Source organism: Achromobacter marplatensis, assembly GCF_049060505.1.
GTDB classification, from domain to species: Bacteria; Pseudomonadota; Gammaproteobacteria; order Burkholderiales; family Burkholderiaceae_B; genus Achromobacter; species Achromobacter marplatensis_A.
This window is the reverse complement of sequence record NZ_JBMGRB010000001.1, coordinates 793,454-809,811: the sequence shown is the minus strand read 5'-3', so window position 1 is coordinate 809,811 and position 16,358 is coordinate 793,454. Positions and strand designations below refer to the sequence as shown.

The following is a 16,358-nucleotide window of genomic DNA, read 5'->3' as shown; positions in this document are numbered from 1 at the left end:
CCCCTCTTATGGCAAACCCTCAGTCGCCCCTGGACCGCTTTCTGTCCCGCTTATTGAAAAGCGATCCGCCCCGCGCCAAATCCCTGTGCGTCAGCTTGCTGGGCGACGCGCTCGCGCCCCACGGCGGCGCCATTTGGCTCGGCGACCTGATCGCGCTGCTGGCGCCGTTGGGCATCAATGAACGGCTGCTACGCACCAGCGTGTTCCGGCTGGTCGCCCAGAACTGGCTGCAATCCGAACGCCATGGCCGTCGCAGCCTTTATTTGATTTCCGAACACGGCCTGCGCCATACGGCGCATGCGTCGCAGCGCATCTACGAGGGCGCGGCGCAAGACTGGAATGGGGAATGGACGTTGGTGGCGTTGCCGCGCACGGGCAACGGCCTGGCCGAACGCGCGGAGCTGCGGCGCGAACTGGTCTGGGAAGGCTTCGGCATGATCGCACCGGGTTTGTTCGCCCATCCGCACACCGAGGCGCGGGCGGCGCACGACATCCTGGACAAGCTGGGCATCCCGGACCGGGCGCTGGTGCTGTCGGCCCGGGATCTGGCCGGCGCGGGCGGCCTGCCGATCGCCAGCCTGGCGTCGCAATGCTGGAACCTGGAAGACGTGGCCGAGCAATACCGTCAGTTCTCGCGGAACTTCGGCCCGCTGGAAAAGCTGCTTGAGGATACGCCCGCCCCCTCGGAGGCCTTCGTCGTTCGCGTCATGCTGCTGCACAATTGGCGCCGGATCGTGCTGCACGACCCCCAGCTTCCCAGCCCGATGCTGCCGGAAAACTGGCCGGGACACCCGGCGCGCGAACTGTGCGGGCGGATCTACTGGAAAGTGTTCGATGCGTCGGAGACGCATCTGAACGCGTTGGCCGGGCAAGACAACGAGCGCTATTTCCCGCTGTCGGGCGACATCGAATCGCGGTTTGGCGGACGGCCGGCCTGAACGCCCTGCCTCAAGCGGGCGGACACAAGGTCACGCCCAGCGTATCGACATGACGTTCGCCGGCGGCGATCTGGCCGGGGCCGGGACGCGATAGCCCGACCGTGGCGGCGATGAAGGAAAGCGTCCAGTGCGCCTGGATGGGCCGTCCCAGCGCCGCGCCGGTATCGGCGTCGATGCCGCTGGGCACATCCAGCGCCAGGACCGGCACGTTCCAGCTGTTGACCGTATCGACCAGCGCTTGCCAGTCCGCGTCCAGCGTGCGGTTCAAACCGATGCCGAACAAGCCGTCAATGACGATATCGGGGACGTCTCCGGACCCAAGCGACGTCTGCGTCTCGCCGCCGGTGGCATGCCAGCCGGCCCAGGCGCGGGCCGCGTCTGGTGGCAAGCGGGCGGGGCCGGACGGCAGCAATACCCGCACCGAATATCCCAGCGCGAGCAGTCGCGTCGCGGCTTCCAGGGCGTCGCCCCCGTTATTGCCGGGACCGGCCAGGGCCAGCAGGGTGTGGTCAGGAGAGAAACGGGCCGCGATGAATTCGGCGGCCGCCCGGCCGGCCAACGGCATCAGCGCCCGGCCCGAAGCCAGGGCAAGCTGTTCGGCGCGGCGTATCTGAGCGACGGAGTAGGACGGCATGGCGAAGACGCGGCAACGGGCTTTACCCAACGGATTGAGCCTCACCCGAACGACGGATTCCACCCAGAGGATAGATCCCGCCAGCGGGTCGGTCTTACCCAGTTTACGCCGGGGTCCTGGCCGCCGCTCACACCTTCAGGAAGTGCTCGCGGTAGTACTTGAGCTCGTCGATGGATTCGTAGATGTCCGCCAACGCTTCGTGGCGGCTTTTCTTTTCGAATCCCTTGTACACGGCCGGCGCCCAACGGCGCGCCAATTCCTTCAGCGTGCTGACGTCAAGGTTGCGGTAATGGAAGAACTGTTCCAGGCGCGGCATGTAAGCAAACATGAAGCGGCGGTCCTGGCTGATGGTGTTGCCGCACAACGGCGATTTACCGGCCGGCACATGCTGCGCAAGAAACGCCAACAGCGTATCCTCTGCCTGCGCCTCGGACACCGTCGATGCCTTGACCTTGTCGATCAGGCCACTCTTGCCATGGGTGGACTTATTCCAGTTGTCCATCGCGTCAAGCAGGCTGTCGGGCTGGTGGATCACCAGCACGGGGCCTTCGGCGACGACCGTGAGGTCAGGCTCCGTCACCACGACGGCCACTTCGATGATGCGTTCTTTCTCAGGTTCCAGCCCCGTCATTTCCATGTCGAGCCAAACCAGGCGATTTTCGTTCACAGCCATATAATTTGCCTATAAAACGCGCGATTTTCGCACATCCCAACTTGAGCCGACCGCTTCGCCCATGTTCACATTGCTGTTCGTTGCTTTCCTGCTGACCGATATTGCCGTGCGCATGTGGCTGGCGACACGCCAGATTCGCCACGTGGTACGCCACCGCGACCAGGTGCCCGCCGAATTTTCCCATCGGATCGGGTTGCACAGCCATCAGCGCGCGGCGGATTACACGGTGGCGCGGGTCAAGCTGAGCATGCTTGAACATACGTTCGACGCGATCGTGCTGGTTTGCCTGACGCTGCTGGGCGGCCTGCAATTCATCGACCAGACGGTAGCCCAGCTTACCAGCAATGACTTCCTGCGGCAGTTGCTGCTGCTGACGGTGATGGGCGTGCTGCTGGGCTTGTTGGGGCTGCCATTTGCGGTATGGCGGCAGTTCAAATTGGAAGCCCGCTTCGGTTTCAACCGCATGACGCCCGAACTGTTCATCAGCGACTGCGCGAAGAATGCGTTCTTCGCGTTCCTGCTCGGGCTGCCCCTGATCGCCGCCGTGCTGTGGCTTATGGGCAGCGCAGGCGCTTACTGGTGGATCTGGGCCTGGGCGCTGTGGTCGGCCTTCAGCGTGGCCATGCAGGTCATCTACCCCCGGTTCGTCGCGCCCTTCTACAACAAGTTCACGCCGCTGACCGACCCGGCGCTGGCCGACCGCATCCAAGGCTTGGCCAAGCGCTGCGGCTTTGCCCTCAACGGCTTGTTCGTGATGGACGGATCGCGCCGCTCGGGCCATGGCAACGCTTATTTCACCGGATTCGGCCGCTCGCGCCGCATCGTGTTCTTCGACACCCTGCTGTCCCGGCTGAACGGCGACGAGATCGAAGCCGTGCTGGCGCACGAGCTGGGCCACTTCGCCAAACGGCACATCACCAAGCAGATCGTCATCGGGTTTGCGGTGACGCTGGTGTTCTTCGCCATTCTGGGTTGGGTCGCGCAGCAGCCCTGGTTCTACGTGGGCCTGGGCGTTTTACCGCAACTGGGCGGTAGCAATGACGCCATGGCGCTTTTGCTGTTCGTCCTTGTCCTGCCCGTCTTCACTTTCATGCTCACGCCCTTGATCAGCCGGTTCTCGCGCCGGAACGAGTTTGAAGCGGACCGCTATGCGGCCGAACAAGCTTCGCCGGAACGCCTGGTTTCCGCGCTGGTCAAACTCTACGACGACAACGCCTCTACGCTCACCCCCGATCCCGTGCACTCCGCCTTCTACGACAGCCATCCCCCCGCCGCCGAGCGCATCCGCCACCTGATGGCGACCGCCGCATGAACGCCCGCAACAACAGCAGCAGGAAACCTCCCAATACGGCGCCGGCGGGCGCCCCCGCCGCGCAAGCCGGGCTTGAAGGCCGCATCATCGCGGCGCATGGGCGGCATTACACGGTGGAGCTGGCCGATGGCTCGGTGCGCAAGTGCTTCCCGCGCGGCAAGAAGGCGGGCGCCGCCGTGGGCGACCGCGTCCAGATCACGCCCCAGGGCAACGATGAAGGCGCCATCGACACCATCCTGCCCCGCAGCAACCTGCTGTACCGCTCGGACGACATGCGCTCCAAGCAGTTCGCGTCCAACGTGGACCAGCTTCTGATCGTGATCGCCGTGCGGCCGACCTTCTCGGACGACCTGACCGGCCGCGCGCTTGCCGGGGCCTGGAGCGCGGGTATCTCGCCGCTCATCATCCTGAACAAAACCGATCTGACCGATGAATTGCCCGCCGCCCGCGCACGCCTGGCGCCGATCGCGGCGCTGGGTGTGCCGGTCATCGAACTCAGTGCGCTGGAACCCGAAAAGGTCCATGCGCTGCTGGCGCCGCACCTGGCGGGCCGCACCAATCTGTTGCTGGGCCAGAGCGGCATGGGCAAATCCACGCTGCTCAACGCTTTGATTCCCACCGCCGGCGCCGCCACGCGCGAACACTCGACGGCGCTGGACATGGGCAAGCACACCACGACCAGCACGCGGCTCTATCACCTGCCCGATCCGGGCGGCGACCTGATCGACTCGCCCGGGTTCCAGGCCTTCGGTTTGCAGCACCTGACCCGCGACGACATCATCCGCGGCTTTCCGGAATTCACGAAGCCCATCGAAGCATGCCGTTTCTACAACTGCACGCATCGGCAAGAACCGGGGTGCGGCGTGCTCGCGGCCCTGCAGGCAGGCGAGATCAATCCGCTGCGCTATGCGTTGTACGAACGCATACTGGAAGAAAACCTGGCCGGCCAGCAACGGTATTGAATGAAAGGGCCGGCGCAAGTCGTGGCCCGACAAGGCGCGACCCTGTCATAAGCGCTGTCATAAGCCCGACCCGCCCAGGTGCGACCCACCATGAAAAATGGCCCCGAGAGGGGCCAATTTTCATGGGACGCATGGCGGACTGGCGCCGTCAGCGCGGCTGGAATCCGTTGCGCAGCAGGTGGTAGAGATTGCGCAGCATGCCAGCGGTGGCGCCCCAGATGAAATGGTCGCCGTAAGGCATGCCGTAATAGTTGCGTACCCGCCCGTCGTCCAGCCGCGCTTCGTACAGGCGGTGGTTGGAGGGATCCATCAGGAAAGACAGCGGTACCTCGAACACTTCGGCCACCTCGAATGCGTCGGGCGCCAGATCGAAACCGGGGCGCACCAGCGACACCACGGGAATGATGGAAAAGCCCGTCGCCGTCAGGTACGGCGGCATGCTGCCCAGCACTTCCACATGGTTGGAGGGCAGCCCCGTTTCTTCGTGCGCCTCGCGCAGGGCGGCGGCCACCGGGGTGGAGTCGCTGGTTTCGATGCGTCCGCCCGGAAAGCTGATTTGGCCGGCATGGTCGTGCAAGTGCGCGGCACGCTGGGTCAGCATGATGTGCACGCCGTTGTCGCGCGTGACCAGCGGAATCAGCACTGCGGCGGGCACGGGCGTGCCTTCGCGGCCTGGATAGCGCAGGTCGTTGTCGCGGGAAAGCTCCAGCGTCCAGGTGGACGGCTGGCTGAGCGTGCCCCGCAGGGAGTCCGGGGTCAGCAGGCTGGCAGGCACGGCCGGCAAGGACTCGTTGGCCACCACCCACGGTTGCGTCGCGGGATCGAAGCCGGGGCGCGCGAGCGGCCGTCGAGGCCGCGCGGAATACGAGGAATCAGACATACGGCTTTGTAATAAGAAAAAGGCACCCTCGCAGGTGCCTTTTTAACCCGGAAACCTGTGCCGGACGGAAACGCTGAATGGCGCGGACGTCCGACACTGGTAGGGCCGTGTGCCGATAAGCGATCAAGCCGCCGGGGCTTGCTTGCTGACCAGCTTTTCCTTGATACGCGCCGACTTGCCCGAGCGGTTGCGCAGGTAGTACAGCTTGGCGCGGCGCACGTCGCCGCGGCGCTTGACTTCGATGCCAGCGATTTGCGGCGAGTACAGCTGGAACGTACGTTCCACGGCTTCACCCGACGAAATCTTGCGCACGGTGAACGCGGAGTTCAGGCCGCGATTGCGCTTGGCAATGACAACGCCTTCGAAAGCCTGCACGCGCTTGCGGGTGCCTTCAACGACGTTCACGCTCACGATGACGGTGTCACCAGGAGCAAATTCAGGCTTGGCTTGGCCGCCGGTCAGACGGGCAATTTCTTCCTGTTCCAGGATAGCGATAAGGTTCATTAGAACTCCTAAGTCATCATGTCTTTGCGGACTAAAACTTTTGCCGTTCGATGTTGTTCACGTAAAAGCGTCGCCATCAGATGGCGGGCTTCGCGTGTGCACGGCTGGCAATCAATGGGTGTGCCCAGGGGGTTACTCCGACGTTTACTCGAAGTTCTACACGGGGCCGCTCATGATTTTCCCGCAATGCTCGTACCGCAAGCAGAGGATGAGATTTGGCAAACCAATGATTCTACACCAAAATTTCGGTGGGCGTCGGGTAGAATGGCGACCTTCTGGTGGCTTTGCTGTACCCTTGCCACTTCTGTAACAAACACGTCATCTGACGCTGTTCCCTCATGTCGTATACGTCCCTGTTATTGGTTGTCCTGGCGGCAATGGCCCACGCTACGTGGAACCTGCTTGCCAAGCGGGCGGCCATGGTGGGCGCCCCCTTCGTCTTTGCTTACGGCCTGTGCGCCTCGGTGCTGTATGCGCCTTGGGTGATCTGGGTGCTGCTGCACGACGGCATGACGTGGACCTGGCCTGTCGTGGCCGCCATCCTGACTTCAAGCCTGTTGCATCTGGGCTACAGCCTGTGCCTGCAGCGTGGCTATCAGGTGGCCGACCTGTCCGTGGTGTACCCCATCGCCCGGGGCACCGGCCCCCTGCTTTCGACCACGGGCGCCTTCCTGCTGCTGGGGGAACCCGCCACCAGCACCGGCATCATCGGCATGCTGTGCGTGGTCATCGGCGTGCTGCTGATCGCGACCCAGGGCCGGCTGACCATCTTCAAGCAGGCGCAGGCCTGGGTGGGGGTGCGCTGGGGCGTGGTGATCGGCCTGTTCATCGCCGCCTACACCGTGGTGGACGCCTACGGCGTCAAGGTCTTGCTGATCAGCCCCGTGCTATTCGACTGGTTCACTTGCGTGACCCGCACGGCGATGATGACTCCGCACATGCTGGGGCGCCGCGCTCAGGCCTGGGAATCGATGCGTGGGCATTGGCACCTGGCGCTGGCCGTGGGCCTGCTGTCTCCGCTGGGGTACATCCTGGTGCTCTACGCTTTGCGCAATGGCGCGCCGCTGAGCCTGGTGGCCCCCGCGCGCGAAATGTCCATGATGCTGGGCACCTTGGCGGGCATGTTCCTGCTGCGCGAGAAGGTCGGGCCCGGGCGTCTGGCCGGTTGCCTGTCCATTCTGGCGGGCGTCATCCTGCTGGGTTCCAGCTGAACATCCGGCCGCCTAGAAACCGGCGGCCGCGCCCAGCCACATCAGTCCGGGGATGATCGCGCCCCAAGCCAACACCATGACCACATCGATCACCATGGCCTTCATGGTGACCTGAGACGTGACGGGTTCAACCGTGGCGTTGCCCAGGCTGCGTTCGCGCGCGACGGACGCCGTGGGCGTACTGGCGGCAACCGGCGCCACGGGGTCAACCGTTGCCACCGGCGCCTGGGCGGGGACCATCCCGCGGCCTGCGGCGTCGTCTTCCACCGGCGCCGGCGGGAAGGGCCAACGGGCGGGCATGGAGCCGGGGCGCGCACGATGACGCGGCTGGGCGTCGGCCGATGAGGGGGGCCACGGCATTGCCAGGCCCGCCAGCTTGGCGCATACCGCCCGGGCGCGATGCGCGCTGCGGCGCAACGGGTTGAGCGTGACGGCAAGCTCGTCCGACAAAACAGAAATATCAGCGGTGTTCATAGGAACTCCTTGGAGAATCGATTCCATGCCGCGGCGGACGCCGGGGCGTCGACCGGCAATCAGTCGAACAATGACAACTGGCCTGCCGCCATTGCGCGCAGTTGGCGCGCACCGCGGCCCACTGCGCCGCTGACTGCGGGCAATCCATCAGAAAAGGGGACCCCTGAAGACGCTTGCGCGCCAACCGGGGATAGGAAATCGGAAGAAGACGCGGCGGAAGAAGACGCGGCGGAAGAGGACGCGACGGACGCGCCAGCCTCGGCCGCGGCGAACAGCGACGGCGTCGCGTTCAAGGCCAGCGGTGGCTGGAAACGGTCGCAGTCCAGCGCAAGGCGATGGCGGTTCAGCCCCAGCTTGCGGGTGGCGACGGCGAAACGTTGACGCAGCAGATCTGCCCAGATGCCGGTGCCACGCATGCGCGACCCGAAATTGGGATCGTTGCGGCGGCCATTGCGCAGGTCTTCAATGCGGTGCAGCACGCGCTGGGCGCGGTCGGGGAAATGGGCGTTGAGCCAGTCCTCGAACAAGGTCTTGACCTCCCAGGGCAGGCGCAAGACGGTGTAGCTGGCGTAATGGGCGCCGGCCGCCTTGGATTCCTGGAGGATATGTTCCATGGATTCGTCGTTGATGAACGGGATGACCGGCGCCACCAACACGCCCACCGGCACGCCCGCTTCCGTCAGGGTGCGGACCGTTTCCAGCCGGCGCCAAGGGGCGGCGGCCCGGGGTTCCAGCGTGCGGGCCATGCCGGCATCCAGCGTGGTGATGCTCATGTAGACCACCACGAGCTTCTGCTCGGCCAGCGCCGCCAACAGGTCTACATCGCGCGCGACCAGCGCGTTTTTCGTGACGATCGTGACCGGATGCCGGGTTTCCAGCATGAGCTCCAGCAGGCCACGGGTCAGCCGCCAGTCGCGTTCGATGGGCTGATAGGCGTCCGTGGCGGAGCCGATGTTGATGGGAGACGGCTTGTAGCCGGGACGGCTGAGTTCGGCTCGCAGCGCCTGCACGGCATTCGCCTTGGCCACCAGCCGGGTTTCGAAGTCCAGTCCGGGGGACAGCCCCAAATAGGAATGCGTGGGCCGGGCGTAGCAGTAGACGCAGCCATGTTCGCAGCCCCGGTACGGGTTGACGGCCACATCGAAGGGAATGTCGGGCGAGTCGTTGCGCGACAGCATCTTGCGCGCTTCTTCGGCCGTGACGGTGGTCTTGGGTGCGGCAGGCGCCACGCGCGAATCAGGCAGGATCGGGATGACCCGCTCGCGGGAGGGTGTATCAGCGGGGAGTTCGGAAGGAAATTCGGAAGCAAATTCCGAAGCAAATTCGGGGACGGAATCTACGTAGTCGGCCGGCAGGCCGGAAGCGGACCAGCCGTCATCGACCTGCACACGGTCATCACGCTGAAAGCGATGCCGAACATTAGTAACCGCACCCCGACCGCGCAAGGCGGCGGGGGCGGCAGCCGGGGACCCAGAACCGGCGGGAAAAGAATGATCGGTGCGTGCCATAAAACTACTGTACAAAAACACAGTGGTTTTGACAAGCACCAAAAGCCTTTTCGTAAGACAACCCCACTTTACCGCAAGACGAGAGCCCCGTCTGAACAAATCGATTTCATCAGGCGATATGGGCCGGAGAGCCGCTCCAGCATTGGGTTTGGAATAAAAACAACAGCAAAATACGACCACAAACGCCGTTGTTTTCCAGCCCGCCCCGCGGGCTCAGCGCAGCATGCCCGCCGCGGCGGTCTGATGCGTGGCCTCGTCGATCAGGATGAAGGCGCCGGTCGCCGGTACGTCGGCATAACGATCGACCGCCAGCGCTTCGCGCGTCGTGAACGTCACGCGTCCGATGTCGTTCATGCGCAAAGTGCCTTCGGTATTTTCGACTTCCTGCAACTCGTGGATGTCGCGATGCGAGAGCACGGCGCGGATCTTCGCCGATGTCAGGCGCGTGCCCGACTTCAGCAGATATTTACGCGCCGGATTCAACGCCTGCGCATCCAGCCAGCAGAGCTCGGCTTCGAACTCACGCGTCACTTGCGCGGGCGCGGACGAATGCACGATCACGTCGCCGCGCGACACGTCCACATCGCGGTCCAGCACCAGCGTGACCGAATCGCCTGCCACCGCTTCATCCTGCACGCGGTCGAAGACGCGCACTTCACGCACCACCGCCGTGACGCCCGAGGGTTGCACGGTGACCGCATCACCCGCGCGCAGCACGCCGCTGGCCACCCGGCCCGCATAGCCACGGAAGTCTTCCTTGCGGTCGCCATCGTGGCGCGCCACCCATTGCACGGGGAAGCGCAGCGGCAACGCGCGGCCATCGCTGGCCAGGTCCAGCGACTCCAGCAGCGCCAGCAGCGGCTGCCCTTCGTACCACGGCGTTTTGGGCGATAGCGTGACGACGTTGTCGCCATTGAGCGCCGACAGCGGCAGCGCATCGAAGTGCGCAATACCCAGCTTGCCCGCCAGGTCGGCGTAGGCCTGGCGGATGCGCTCGAACACGGCGCGGTCCCAGTCCACCAGGTCCATCTTGTTCACCGCCACCACGATGTGGCGAATGCCCAGCAGGCGGGCGATGGTGCTGTGGCGCTTGGTTTGCGCCAGCAACTTGCCGTCGGCGGCGCGCGTGGCGTCGATCAGGATGACGGCGACGTCCGCCGTGGATGCGCCCGTGACCATGTTGCGCGTGTACTGTTCGTGCCCCGGCGCGTCGGCGATGATGAATTTGCGCGCCGGCGTGGAGAAGTAGCGGTAGGCCACGTCGATGGTGATGCCCTGCTCCCGCTCGGCTTCCAGCCCGTCGGTCAGCAGTGAGAAGTCGATCCCGTCGCCGGCCACGCGCTTGTGCTTGGCACGCGAGATCGCGTCCAGCTGGTCGGCGAACACGCCCTTGCTGTCATACAGCAGGCGGCCGATCAGCGTGGATTTGCCGTCGTCGACGGAACCCGCCGTGATCAGGCGCAGCACGCCGTCGCCGGCGCCGGAAAGGAAAGAATCGTTCAGTGCGTTCATGTGCGTCCCCTGCCGCCGGCCAGAGCCGGCGTATCCTGCGTTCAGAAATAGCCTTCCTTCTTGCGGCGCTCCATCGAGGCCTCGGAAGTCTGGTCGTCCATGCGCGTGGCGCCGCGCTCGGTGATGTCGGTCACTGCCGTCTCGGCGATGATGGCGATGGTGTCGGCGGCGTCGGACGCCACCGGGCAGGTGCACGAAATATCGCCCACCGTGCGAAAGCGCACGGACAGGCGTTCGACTTGCTCACCGTCTTGCGGCGGCGTCAGGCGCGTGACTGGCACCAAGAGGCCTTTGCGGCGGACCACCTCGCGCTCATGGGTGAAATAGATGGACGGCAGCGCCAGCTGTTCGCGCTGGATGTATTGCCAGACGTCCAGCTCGGTCCAGTTCGAGATCGGGAAGACGCGCATATTCTCGCCCCGATGCACGCGGGTGTTGAACAGGTTCCACAGTTCCGGACGCTGGGCCTTGGGATCCCATTGGCCGAATTCGTCGCGAAACGAGAAGATGCGTTCTTTGGCGCGCGCTTTCTCCTCGTCGCGCCGCGCGCCGCCGATGCAGGCATCGAACCCGAACTCCTCGATCGCTTCCAGCAAGGTCACGGCCTGGGCTGCGTTGCGGGAGTCGGTTTCGCGCCGCAGCACCACGCTGCCGCGCTTGATCGAATCTTCCACGCTGCGCACGATCAGCGTCTCGCCCAGTTCGGCGGCGCGCTTGTCGCGGAAGGCGATCACTTCATCGAAGTTGTGCCCCGTATCGATATGCATGAGCGGAAACGGAAAGCGCCCTGGGCGGAAGGCCTTTTCGGCCAGGCGCAGCAGCACCACCGAGTCCTTGCCGCCCGAGAACAGCAGCACGGGGTTTTCGCTTTCGGCGGCGACCTCGCGCAAGATGAATATTGCTTCCGATTCCAGCCAATCCAGGTGGCTGCGTTGGATCACAGCAGACATAGGTATTCCCCTAAAACAGATTTCGAATTCGTGATCGGCGTCAGTCGCCGCGCGCCACGACACTGATGACCCGGTTGCCCGCATGCAGGCCGCATTCCTTGGAGTCCGACGACTCCCACCACCAGCGCCCTGCCCGCAGGTCTTCGCCCGGGCGGATCGCGCGCGTACAGGGTTCGCACCCGATCGACGGGTAGCCCTGGTCGTGCAATGGGTTGTACGGAATACCCAGGGCGCGGATCACGGCCCAGATTTCTTCTTCGCTCCACTCGGCCAGCGGATTGAATTTGTAGAGGCCGAAGGTCGTGTCGTGTTCTTCCAGCGGCAGCTCGCCGCGCGTCGTGGATTGCTGGCGGCGCTGGCCGGTGATCCACGCGCCGCGGCCGGCCAGCGCGCGCTTGAGCGGTTCGACTTTGCGGATCTGGCAACAGGCTTTGCGCAGGTCCACGCTTTCGTAAAAGGCATAGGCGCCATGCGCGGCCACGTGCGCGTCGACCGCAGCCGTGTCGGGCCGGTACACCGTGACGCGGCGGCCATAGCGCGCATCCACGGCGTCCAGCACGCCCAGGGTTTCGGCATGCAGCCGGCCGGTATCCAGTGTGAATACTTCCAGGCCCAGGCCCGAACCGTAGATGGCGTGCGTCAGGACCATGTCCTCGGCCGCCAGCGAAGACGCCAGCGCCGCGTCCGGGTAGCGGCGCTGTACTTGCGCCAACCGGTCAAGCAGCTCGCGCCAGCGGCGCGCCAACCCCGCATCCAGACCGGCCGGCAGGGCCGCAGAAAGGGGGGAAGAAACCGCAGCATGCGCCGTCATGATTGCACCGCGAAAATGCGCGCGCGGCGGGGCCGCGCCAACAGAACCTCGCCGTCGCGCAGGTCCAGCTCCCGGTACAGGTATTCGGGCACCTCCGCTTCGATGATGGTGTCGGAATCCTCCCGGGCCAGTTCCAGATAGGCACTGGGTCCGGCCAGATACGCGTGCGACAGGCGCACCGCGATGCCCTCGCCGCCCGCGCGGTAACGCTCGATATCGAACTCGTGCGGCCGCACATAGGCGGTTGCCCGCCGGGCTTCGGCTTGCGCCAGGCCGGGCGCGGGCAGCGACAGGCCGGCGCCCTCCCAGACCTCGCGCGCCGCCACGCCCTGCAACTGGTTCACATCGCCCAGGAAGCCATAGACGAACGGCGTGGCCGGCTGTTCCCAGACTTCGCGCGGCGTGCCCACTTGTTCGATGCGGCCGGCGTTCATCAGCACGACGCGGTCGGCCACCTCCAGCGCTTCTTCCTGATCGTGCGTGACGAACACGCTGGCCACGTTCAGTTCGTCGTGCAGCCGGCGCAGCCAACGCCGCAGTTCCTTGCGCACCTTGGCATCCAACGCGCCGAAGGGTTCGTCCAGCAGCAGCACGCGCGGTTCGACGGCCAGCGCGCGCGCCAGCGCAATGCGTTGCCGTTGGCCACCCGACAATTGCGCGGGGTAACGATCCGCCAGCCAGTCCAGTTGAACCAGCGTCAAGAGCTCGTGCACTTTGCGCTGGATCTGGTCTTCGGCGGGGCGTTGCGACCGATGCTTGACGCGCAAGCCGAAGGCTACGTTCTCGAACACCGTCATGTGCTTGAACAGCGCGTAGTGCTGGAACACGAACCCGACCTGGCGCTGGCGCACGTCGACCGAGGTGGCGTCTTCTCCGGCGAACAGCACACTGCCGGAATCCGGCGCTTCCAGCCCGGCGATGATGCGCAGCAGCGTGGTTTTGCCGCAGCCGGACGGCCCCAGCAGCGCCACCAGCTCACCGGTTTCGATGTGCAGCGACACGTCGTTCAACGCGCGGAACTGGCCGAACTGCTTGGATAGATTGCGAACTTCGATACTCATGCTTGTCTCCGTCTGAACCGGCCGCGTCAGGCGACGGCCGGTTTGAGGGTTGCCGCCGCCGGACCGGGGTACTCGGCGGGCAGCTCGGCCGCGCGCAGGAAGCGCGCGTTGCGCCACTCGACCACGTTCTTGGCCACCAGCGTCACCAGCGCCAGCAGCGCCAGCAGCGAGGCCACCGCGAATGCCGCGGAATACTGGTATTCGTTGTAGAGAATTTCTACATGCAGGGTCATCGTGTTGGTCAGGCCCCGTATCTGCCCGGACACCACCGACACCGCCCCGAATTCGCCCATGGCCCGCGCGTTGCACAGGATGGCGCCGTACAGCAGGCCCCACTTGATGTTGGGCAGCGTGACACGCCAGAAGATCTGCCAGCCATTGGCGCCAAGCGTCAGCGCGGCCTGCTCTTCCTCGCTGCCTTGCGCCTGCATCAGCGGGATCAGTTCGCGCGCCACGAACGGAAAGGTCACGAAGAGCGTGGCCAGGATGATGCCGGGCACGGCGTATACGATCTTGACGTCGTGGTCTTGTAGCCAGCCGCCCAGCCAGCCCTGCGTGCCAAACAGCAGGATGAACACCAGGCCGGCCACGACAGGCGACACCGAAAACGGCAGATCGATCAACGTGATCAGGAACTGCTTGCCCCGGAACTGGAACTTCGTGATGGCCCAGGCAGCGGCTACCCCGAACACCAGGTTCACCGGCAGCGCGATCGCCGCCACCAGCAAGGTCAGCCAGATGGCCGACAGCGCATCGGGTTCGACGATGGCCGCCAGGTACAACTCCCAGCCTTTCTTGAACGCCTCGGCGAACACCGCCGCCAGCGGCACCAGCAGAAACAGCGTCAGGAATGCCAGCGCGATAAACAGCAACACGCCGCGCACCCAGCGCGGTTCGGTCAGATGCGGCGGACGGTCCGATGCGCTCATGCGAGCCTCCCCTGGTTGCGGCGGGCCTGCCAGCCTTGCAGCAGATTGATAATGAACAGCAACGCGAACGACAGCACGAGCATCACCGTCGCGATGGCCGCGGCGCCGGCGTAGTCGAACTGCTCGAGTTTGGAAATGATCAGCAGCGGCGTGATCTCGGACACCATGGGCATGTTGCCCGCGATGAAAACCACCGATCCGTATTCGCCCACCGCGCGGGCGAACGCCAAGGCGAAGCCGGTCATCAGGGCAGGCAGGAGAGTCGGCAGCAGCACGCGGCGGATGGTTTGCCAGCGGCTGGCGCCCAAACTGGCGGCGGCCTCTTCGATCTCGCGCTCGACGTCTTCCAGCACAGGCTGCACGGTGCGCACCACGAACGGCACGCCAATGAAGATAAGCGCGATCACGATGCCCAGCGGCGTGAACGCCACTTTCAAGTCGAACCATTTGGACAACGGCGCGCCCAGCCAGCCCTTTTCGGAATACAGCGCGGTCAGCGCAATGCCGGCCACCGCCGTCGGCAGGGCGAACGGCAGGTCGACCAGCGCGTCCAGGATCTTCTTGCCGGGGAAGCGGTACCGCACCAGCACCCACGCCACCACGGTGCCGAACACCAGGTTCACCAGCGCGGCAAGGAATGACGCGCCGAAGGTCAGCTGATACGACGCCAGCACCCGAGGCGCCGTCACCGTGTCCCAGAAGCCCTGCCACCCCAGCTCGGCGCTTTTCAGAGGCAGCGCGGCAAGGGGGATCAACACGAGTACGCTCAGGTACAGCACCGCGTATCCCATGGAAATGCCGAATCCGGGCAGCACGCCCGGGCTGTTGCGCCGAACGGCAAAAGGCGCTTGTGCGCCGTTTGCCGCCGGGTTCGAGGCAGTGGTCATGGCCATCGTCCGATCGTTGTCCGTTTATTTCTTCTGCGGCAGGTAGATCTGATCGAACGTGCCGCCGTCGCTGAAGTGGTCCTTCTGCGCCTTGCGCCAGCCGCCGAATATTTTGTCGTCGATGGTGACGAGCTTGACCTTGGGAAACTTGTTTTCGTACTTGGCGGCCACCGCCTTGTCGATGGGGCGGTAGTAGTTCTTCGCGATGATCTCTTGCGCGGCGGGGGTGTACAGAAATTCCAGGTAGGCCTGCGCCGCGGCGCGGGTTCCCTTCTTGTCCACGATCTTGTCCACGATCGCGATCGGCGGCTCGGCCAGGATGGACAGCGACGGCACCACGATGTCGAACTTGTCCGGCCCCAGTTCTTCAAGCGCCAGGAACGCTTCGTTCTCCCAGGCCAGCAGCACATCGCCAACGCCACGCTCGACGAAGGTGGTGGTGGCGCCGCGGGCGCCCGTGTCCAGCACCGGCACGTGCTTGAGCAGATCGCCGACGAACGCGCGAGCCTTCTCTTCACTGCCGCCGTTTTTTTCCAGCGCATAGGCCCAGGCGGCCAGGTAGTTCCAGCGCGCGCCGCCCGACGTCTTCGGGTTCGGGGTAATGACTTGGACGCCGTCCTTCACCAGGTCGTCCCAGTCCTTGATGGCCTTGGGGTTGCCCTTGCGCACCAGGAAGACGATGGTGGACGTATAGGGCGAGCTGTTTTGCGGCAGGCGGCTCTGCCAGTTCGCGGGCAGCAGGCCGCGATCGGCGATGGCGTCGATGTCATACGCCAGCGCCAGGGTCACTACGTCGGCTTCCAGGCCGTCGATGACCGAGCGCGCCTGGCGGCCGGATCCGCCGTGCGATTGGCGGATCGTCAGGTCGACGTTGGCTTTGTCCTTGTATTGCTTGATGAAGGCGTCATCGATGGCGCGGTACAGCTCGCGCGTCGGGTCATACGAGACGTTCAGCAGCGTCTGCTTTTGCTGAGCCTGCGCCGGCGCCACCGCCGCCAGCGAAACTGTCACCGCCGCCAAAGCGGCCAACCAACCGGCTTTCCCGAAAGACATCCCTTGCTCCCTGTATTTGGCAATCTGGAAGCAAGTGTGCTGGCTGTGCATTCTGAACG

General features: G+C 64.9%; 17 protein-coding genes. 4 read left to right on the top strand and 13 right to left on the bottom strand.

What is annotated here, in order from left to right; genetic code table 11:
* Window positions 1–8 precede the first annotated feature (8 nt).
* A complete protein-coding gene (gene paaX, locus ACI0FO_RS03590) occupies window positions 9–938 on the top strand; it encodes a phenylacetic acid degradation operon negative regulatory protein PaaX (protein ID WP_416024169.1) in 930 nt (309 codons plus the stop codon).
* A 10-nt stretch (window positions 939–948) separates the two neighbouring features.
* Here the strand turns inward: paaX and ACI0FO_RS03585 are convergent, their stop codons facing one another.
* Both ACI0FO_RS03585 and orn read right to left on the bottom strand, forming a co-directional pair.
* A complete protein-coding gene (locus ACI0FO_RS03585; RefSeq protein ID WP_416024168.1) occupies window positions 949–1,572 on the bottom strand; it encodes an NAD(P)H-hydrate epimerase in 624 nt (207 codons plus the stop codon).
* Between the two features lie 127 nt (window positions 1,573–1,699).
* A complete protein-coding gene (gene orn, locus ACI0FO_RS03580; RefSeq protein ID WP_006225115.1) occupies window positions 1,700–2,245 on the bottom strand; it encodes an oligoribonuclease in 546 nt (181 codons plus the stop codon).
* Window positions 2,246–2,306: 61 nt separating this feature from the next.
* Between orn and ACI0FO_RS03575 the strand changes: the two genes are divergently transcribed.
* On the top strand, window positions 2,307–3,557 hold the full coding sequence (locus ACI0FO_RS03575) for a M48 family metallopeptidase (RefSeq protein ID WP_416024165.1): 1,251 nt from the start codon (window positions 2,307–2,309) through the stop codon (window positions 3,555–3,557).
* Complete coding sequence (gene rsgA, locus ACI0FO_RS03570) at window positions 3,554–4,519, top strand: ribosome small subunit-dependent GTPase A (protein WP_416024163.1); 966 nt, start codon at window positions 3,554–3,556, stop codon at window positions 4,517–4,519. The genes ACI0FO_RS03575 and rsgA overlap by 4 nt, the downstream gene beginning before the upstream one ends.
* A 148-nt stretch (window positions 4,520–4,667) precedes the next feature.
* On the opposite strand, the gene ACI0FO_RS03565 is transcribed toward rsgA, so the two are convergent.
* Window positions 4,668–5,399, bottom strand: a complete 732-nt coding sequence (locus ACI0FO_RS03565) for a CoA pyrophosphatase (RefSeq protein WP_416024161.1) — start codon at window positions 5,397–5,399, stop codon at window positions 4,668–4,670.
* Window positions 5,400–5,522: 123 nt separating this feature from the next.
* Window positions 5,523–5,903 carry a 50S ribosomal protein L19 gene (rplS, locus tag ACI0FO_RS03560; protein WP_054423686.1) on the bottom strand — a complete coding sequence of 127 codons (381 nt, stop codon included), beginning with the start codon at window positions 5,901–5,903 and terminating at the stop codon, window positions 5,523–5,525.
* 338 nt (window positions 5,904–6,241) lie between these two features.
* Between rplS and ACI0FO_RS03555 the strand changes: the two genes are divergently transcribed.
* Window positions 6,242–7,114, top strand: a complete 873-nt coding sequence (locus ACI0FO_RS03555; protein WP_416024160.1) for an EamA family transporter — start codon at window positions 6,242–6,244, stop codon at window positions 7,112–7,114.
* A gap of 12 nt (window positions 7,115–7,126) precedes the next feature.
* On the opposite strand, the gene ACI0FO_RS03550 is transcribed toward ACI0FO_RS03555, so the two are convergent.
* The 9 genes from ACI0FO_RS03550 to ACI0FO_RS03510 form a co-directional block, all read right to left on the bottom strand.
* Window positions 7,127–7,588 carry a hypothetical protein gene (locus ACI0FO_RS03550; protein ID WP_416024158.1) on the bottom strand — a complete coding sequence of 154 codons (462 nt, stop codon included), beginning with the start codon at window positions 7,586–7,588 and terminating at the stop codon, window positions 7,127–7,129.
* Window positions 7,589–7,647: 59 nt separating this feature from the next.
* Window positions 7,648–9,096 carry a PA0069 family radical SAM protein gene (locus tag ACI0FO_RS03545; RefSeq protein ID WP_416024157.1) on the bottom strand — a complete coding sequence of 483 codons (1,449 nt, stop codon included), beginning with the start codon at window positions 9,094–9,096 and terminating at the stop codon, window positions 7,648–7,650.
* 213 nt (window positions 9,097–9,309) lie between these two features.
* Window positions 9,310–10,608: a sulfate adenylyltransferase subunit 1 gene (locus tag ACI0FO_RS03540; protein ID WP_416024155.1), complete on the bottom strand. Its 1,299-nt coding sequence runs from the start codon at window positions 10,606–10,608 to the stop codon at window positions 9,310–9,312.
* A gap of 41 nt (window positions 10,609–10,649) precedes the next feature.
* Window positions 10,650–11,558, bottom strand: coding sequence for a sulfate adenylyltransferase subunit CysD (gene cysD, locus ACI0FO_RS03535; protein ID WP_416024153.1), 909 nt, complete (start codon window positions 11,556–11,558; stop codon window positions 10,650–10,652).
* Window positions 11,559–11,598: 40 nt separating this feature from the next.
* Window positions 11,599–12,369, bottom strand: coding sequence for a phosphoadenylyl-sulfate reductase (locus ACI0FO_RS03530; RefSeq protein ID WP_416024151.1), 771 nt, complete (start codon window positions 12,367–12,369; stop codon window positions 11,599–11,601).
* Window positions 12,366–13,430, bottom strand: a complete 1,065-nt coding sequence (locus tag ACI0FO_RS03525) for a sulfate/molybdate ABC transporter ATP-binding protein (RefSeq protein ID WP_416024150.1) — start codon at window positions 13,428–13,430, stop codon at window positions 12,366–12,368. The genes ACI0FO_RS03530 and ACI0FO_RS03525 overlap by 4 nt, the downstream gene beginning before the upstream one ends.
* 26 nt (window positions 13,431–13,456) lie before the next feature.
* Window positions 13,457–14,359 carry a sulfate ABC transporter permease subunit CysW gene (gene cysW / locus ACI0FO_RS03520; protein ID WP_416024148.1) on the bottom strand — a complete coding sequence of 301 codons (903 nt, stop codon included), beginning with the start codon at window positions 14,357–14,359 and terminating at the stop codon, window positions 13,457–13,459.
* On the bottom strand, window positions 14,356–15,246 hold the full coding sequence (gene cysT / locus ACI0FO_RS03515; protein ID WP_416024147.1) for a sulfate ABC transporter permease subunit CysT: 891 nt from the start codon (window positions 15,244–15,246) through the stop codon (window positions 14,356–14,358). Before cysT ends, cysW begins: the two co-directional genes overlap by 4 nt.
* 24 nt (window positions 15,247–15,270) lie before the next feature.
* Window positions 15,271–16,299: a sulfate ABC transporter substrate-binding protein gene (locus ACI0FO_RS03510; protein WP_416024146.1), complete on the bottom strand. Its 1,029-nt coding sequence runs from the start codon at window positions 16,297–16,299 to the stop codon at window positions 15,271–15,273.
* Window positions 16,300–16,358 lie beyond the last annotated feature (59 nt).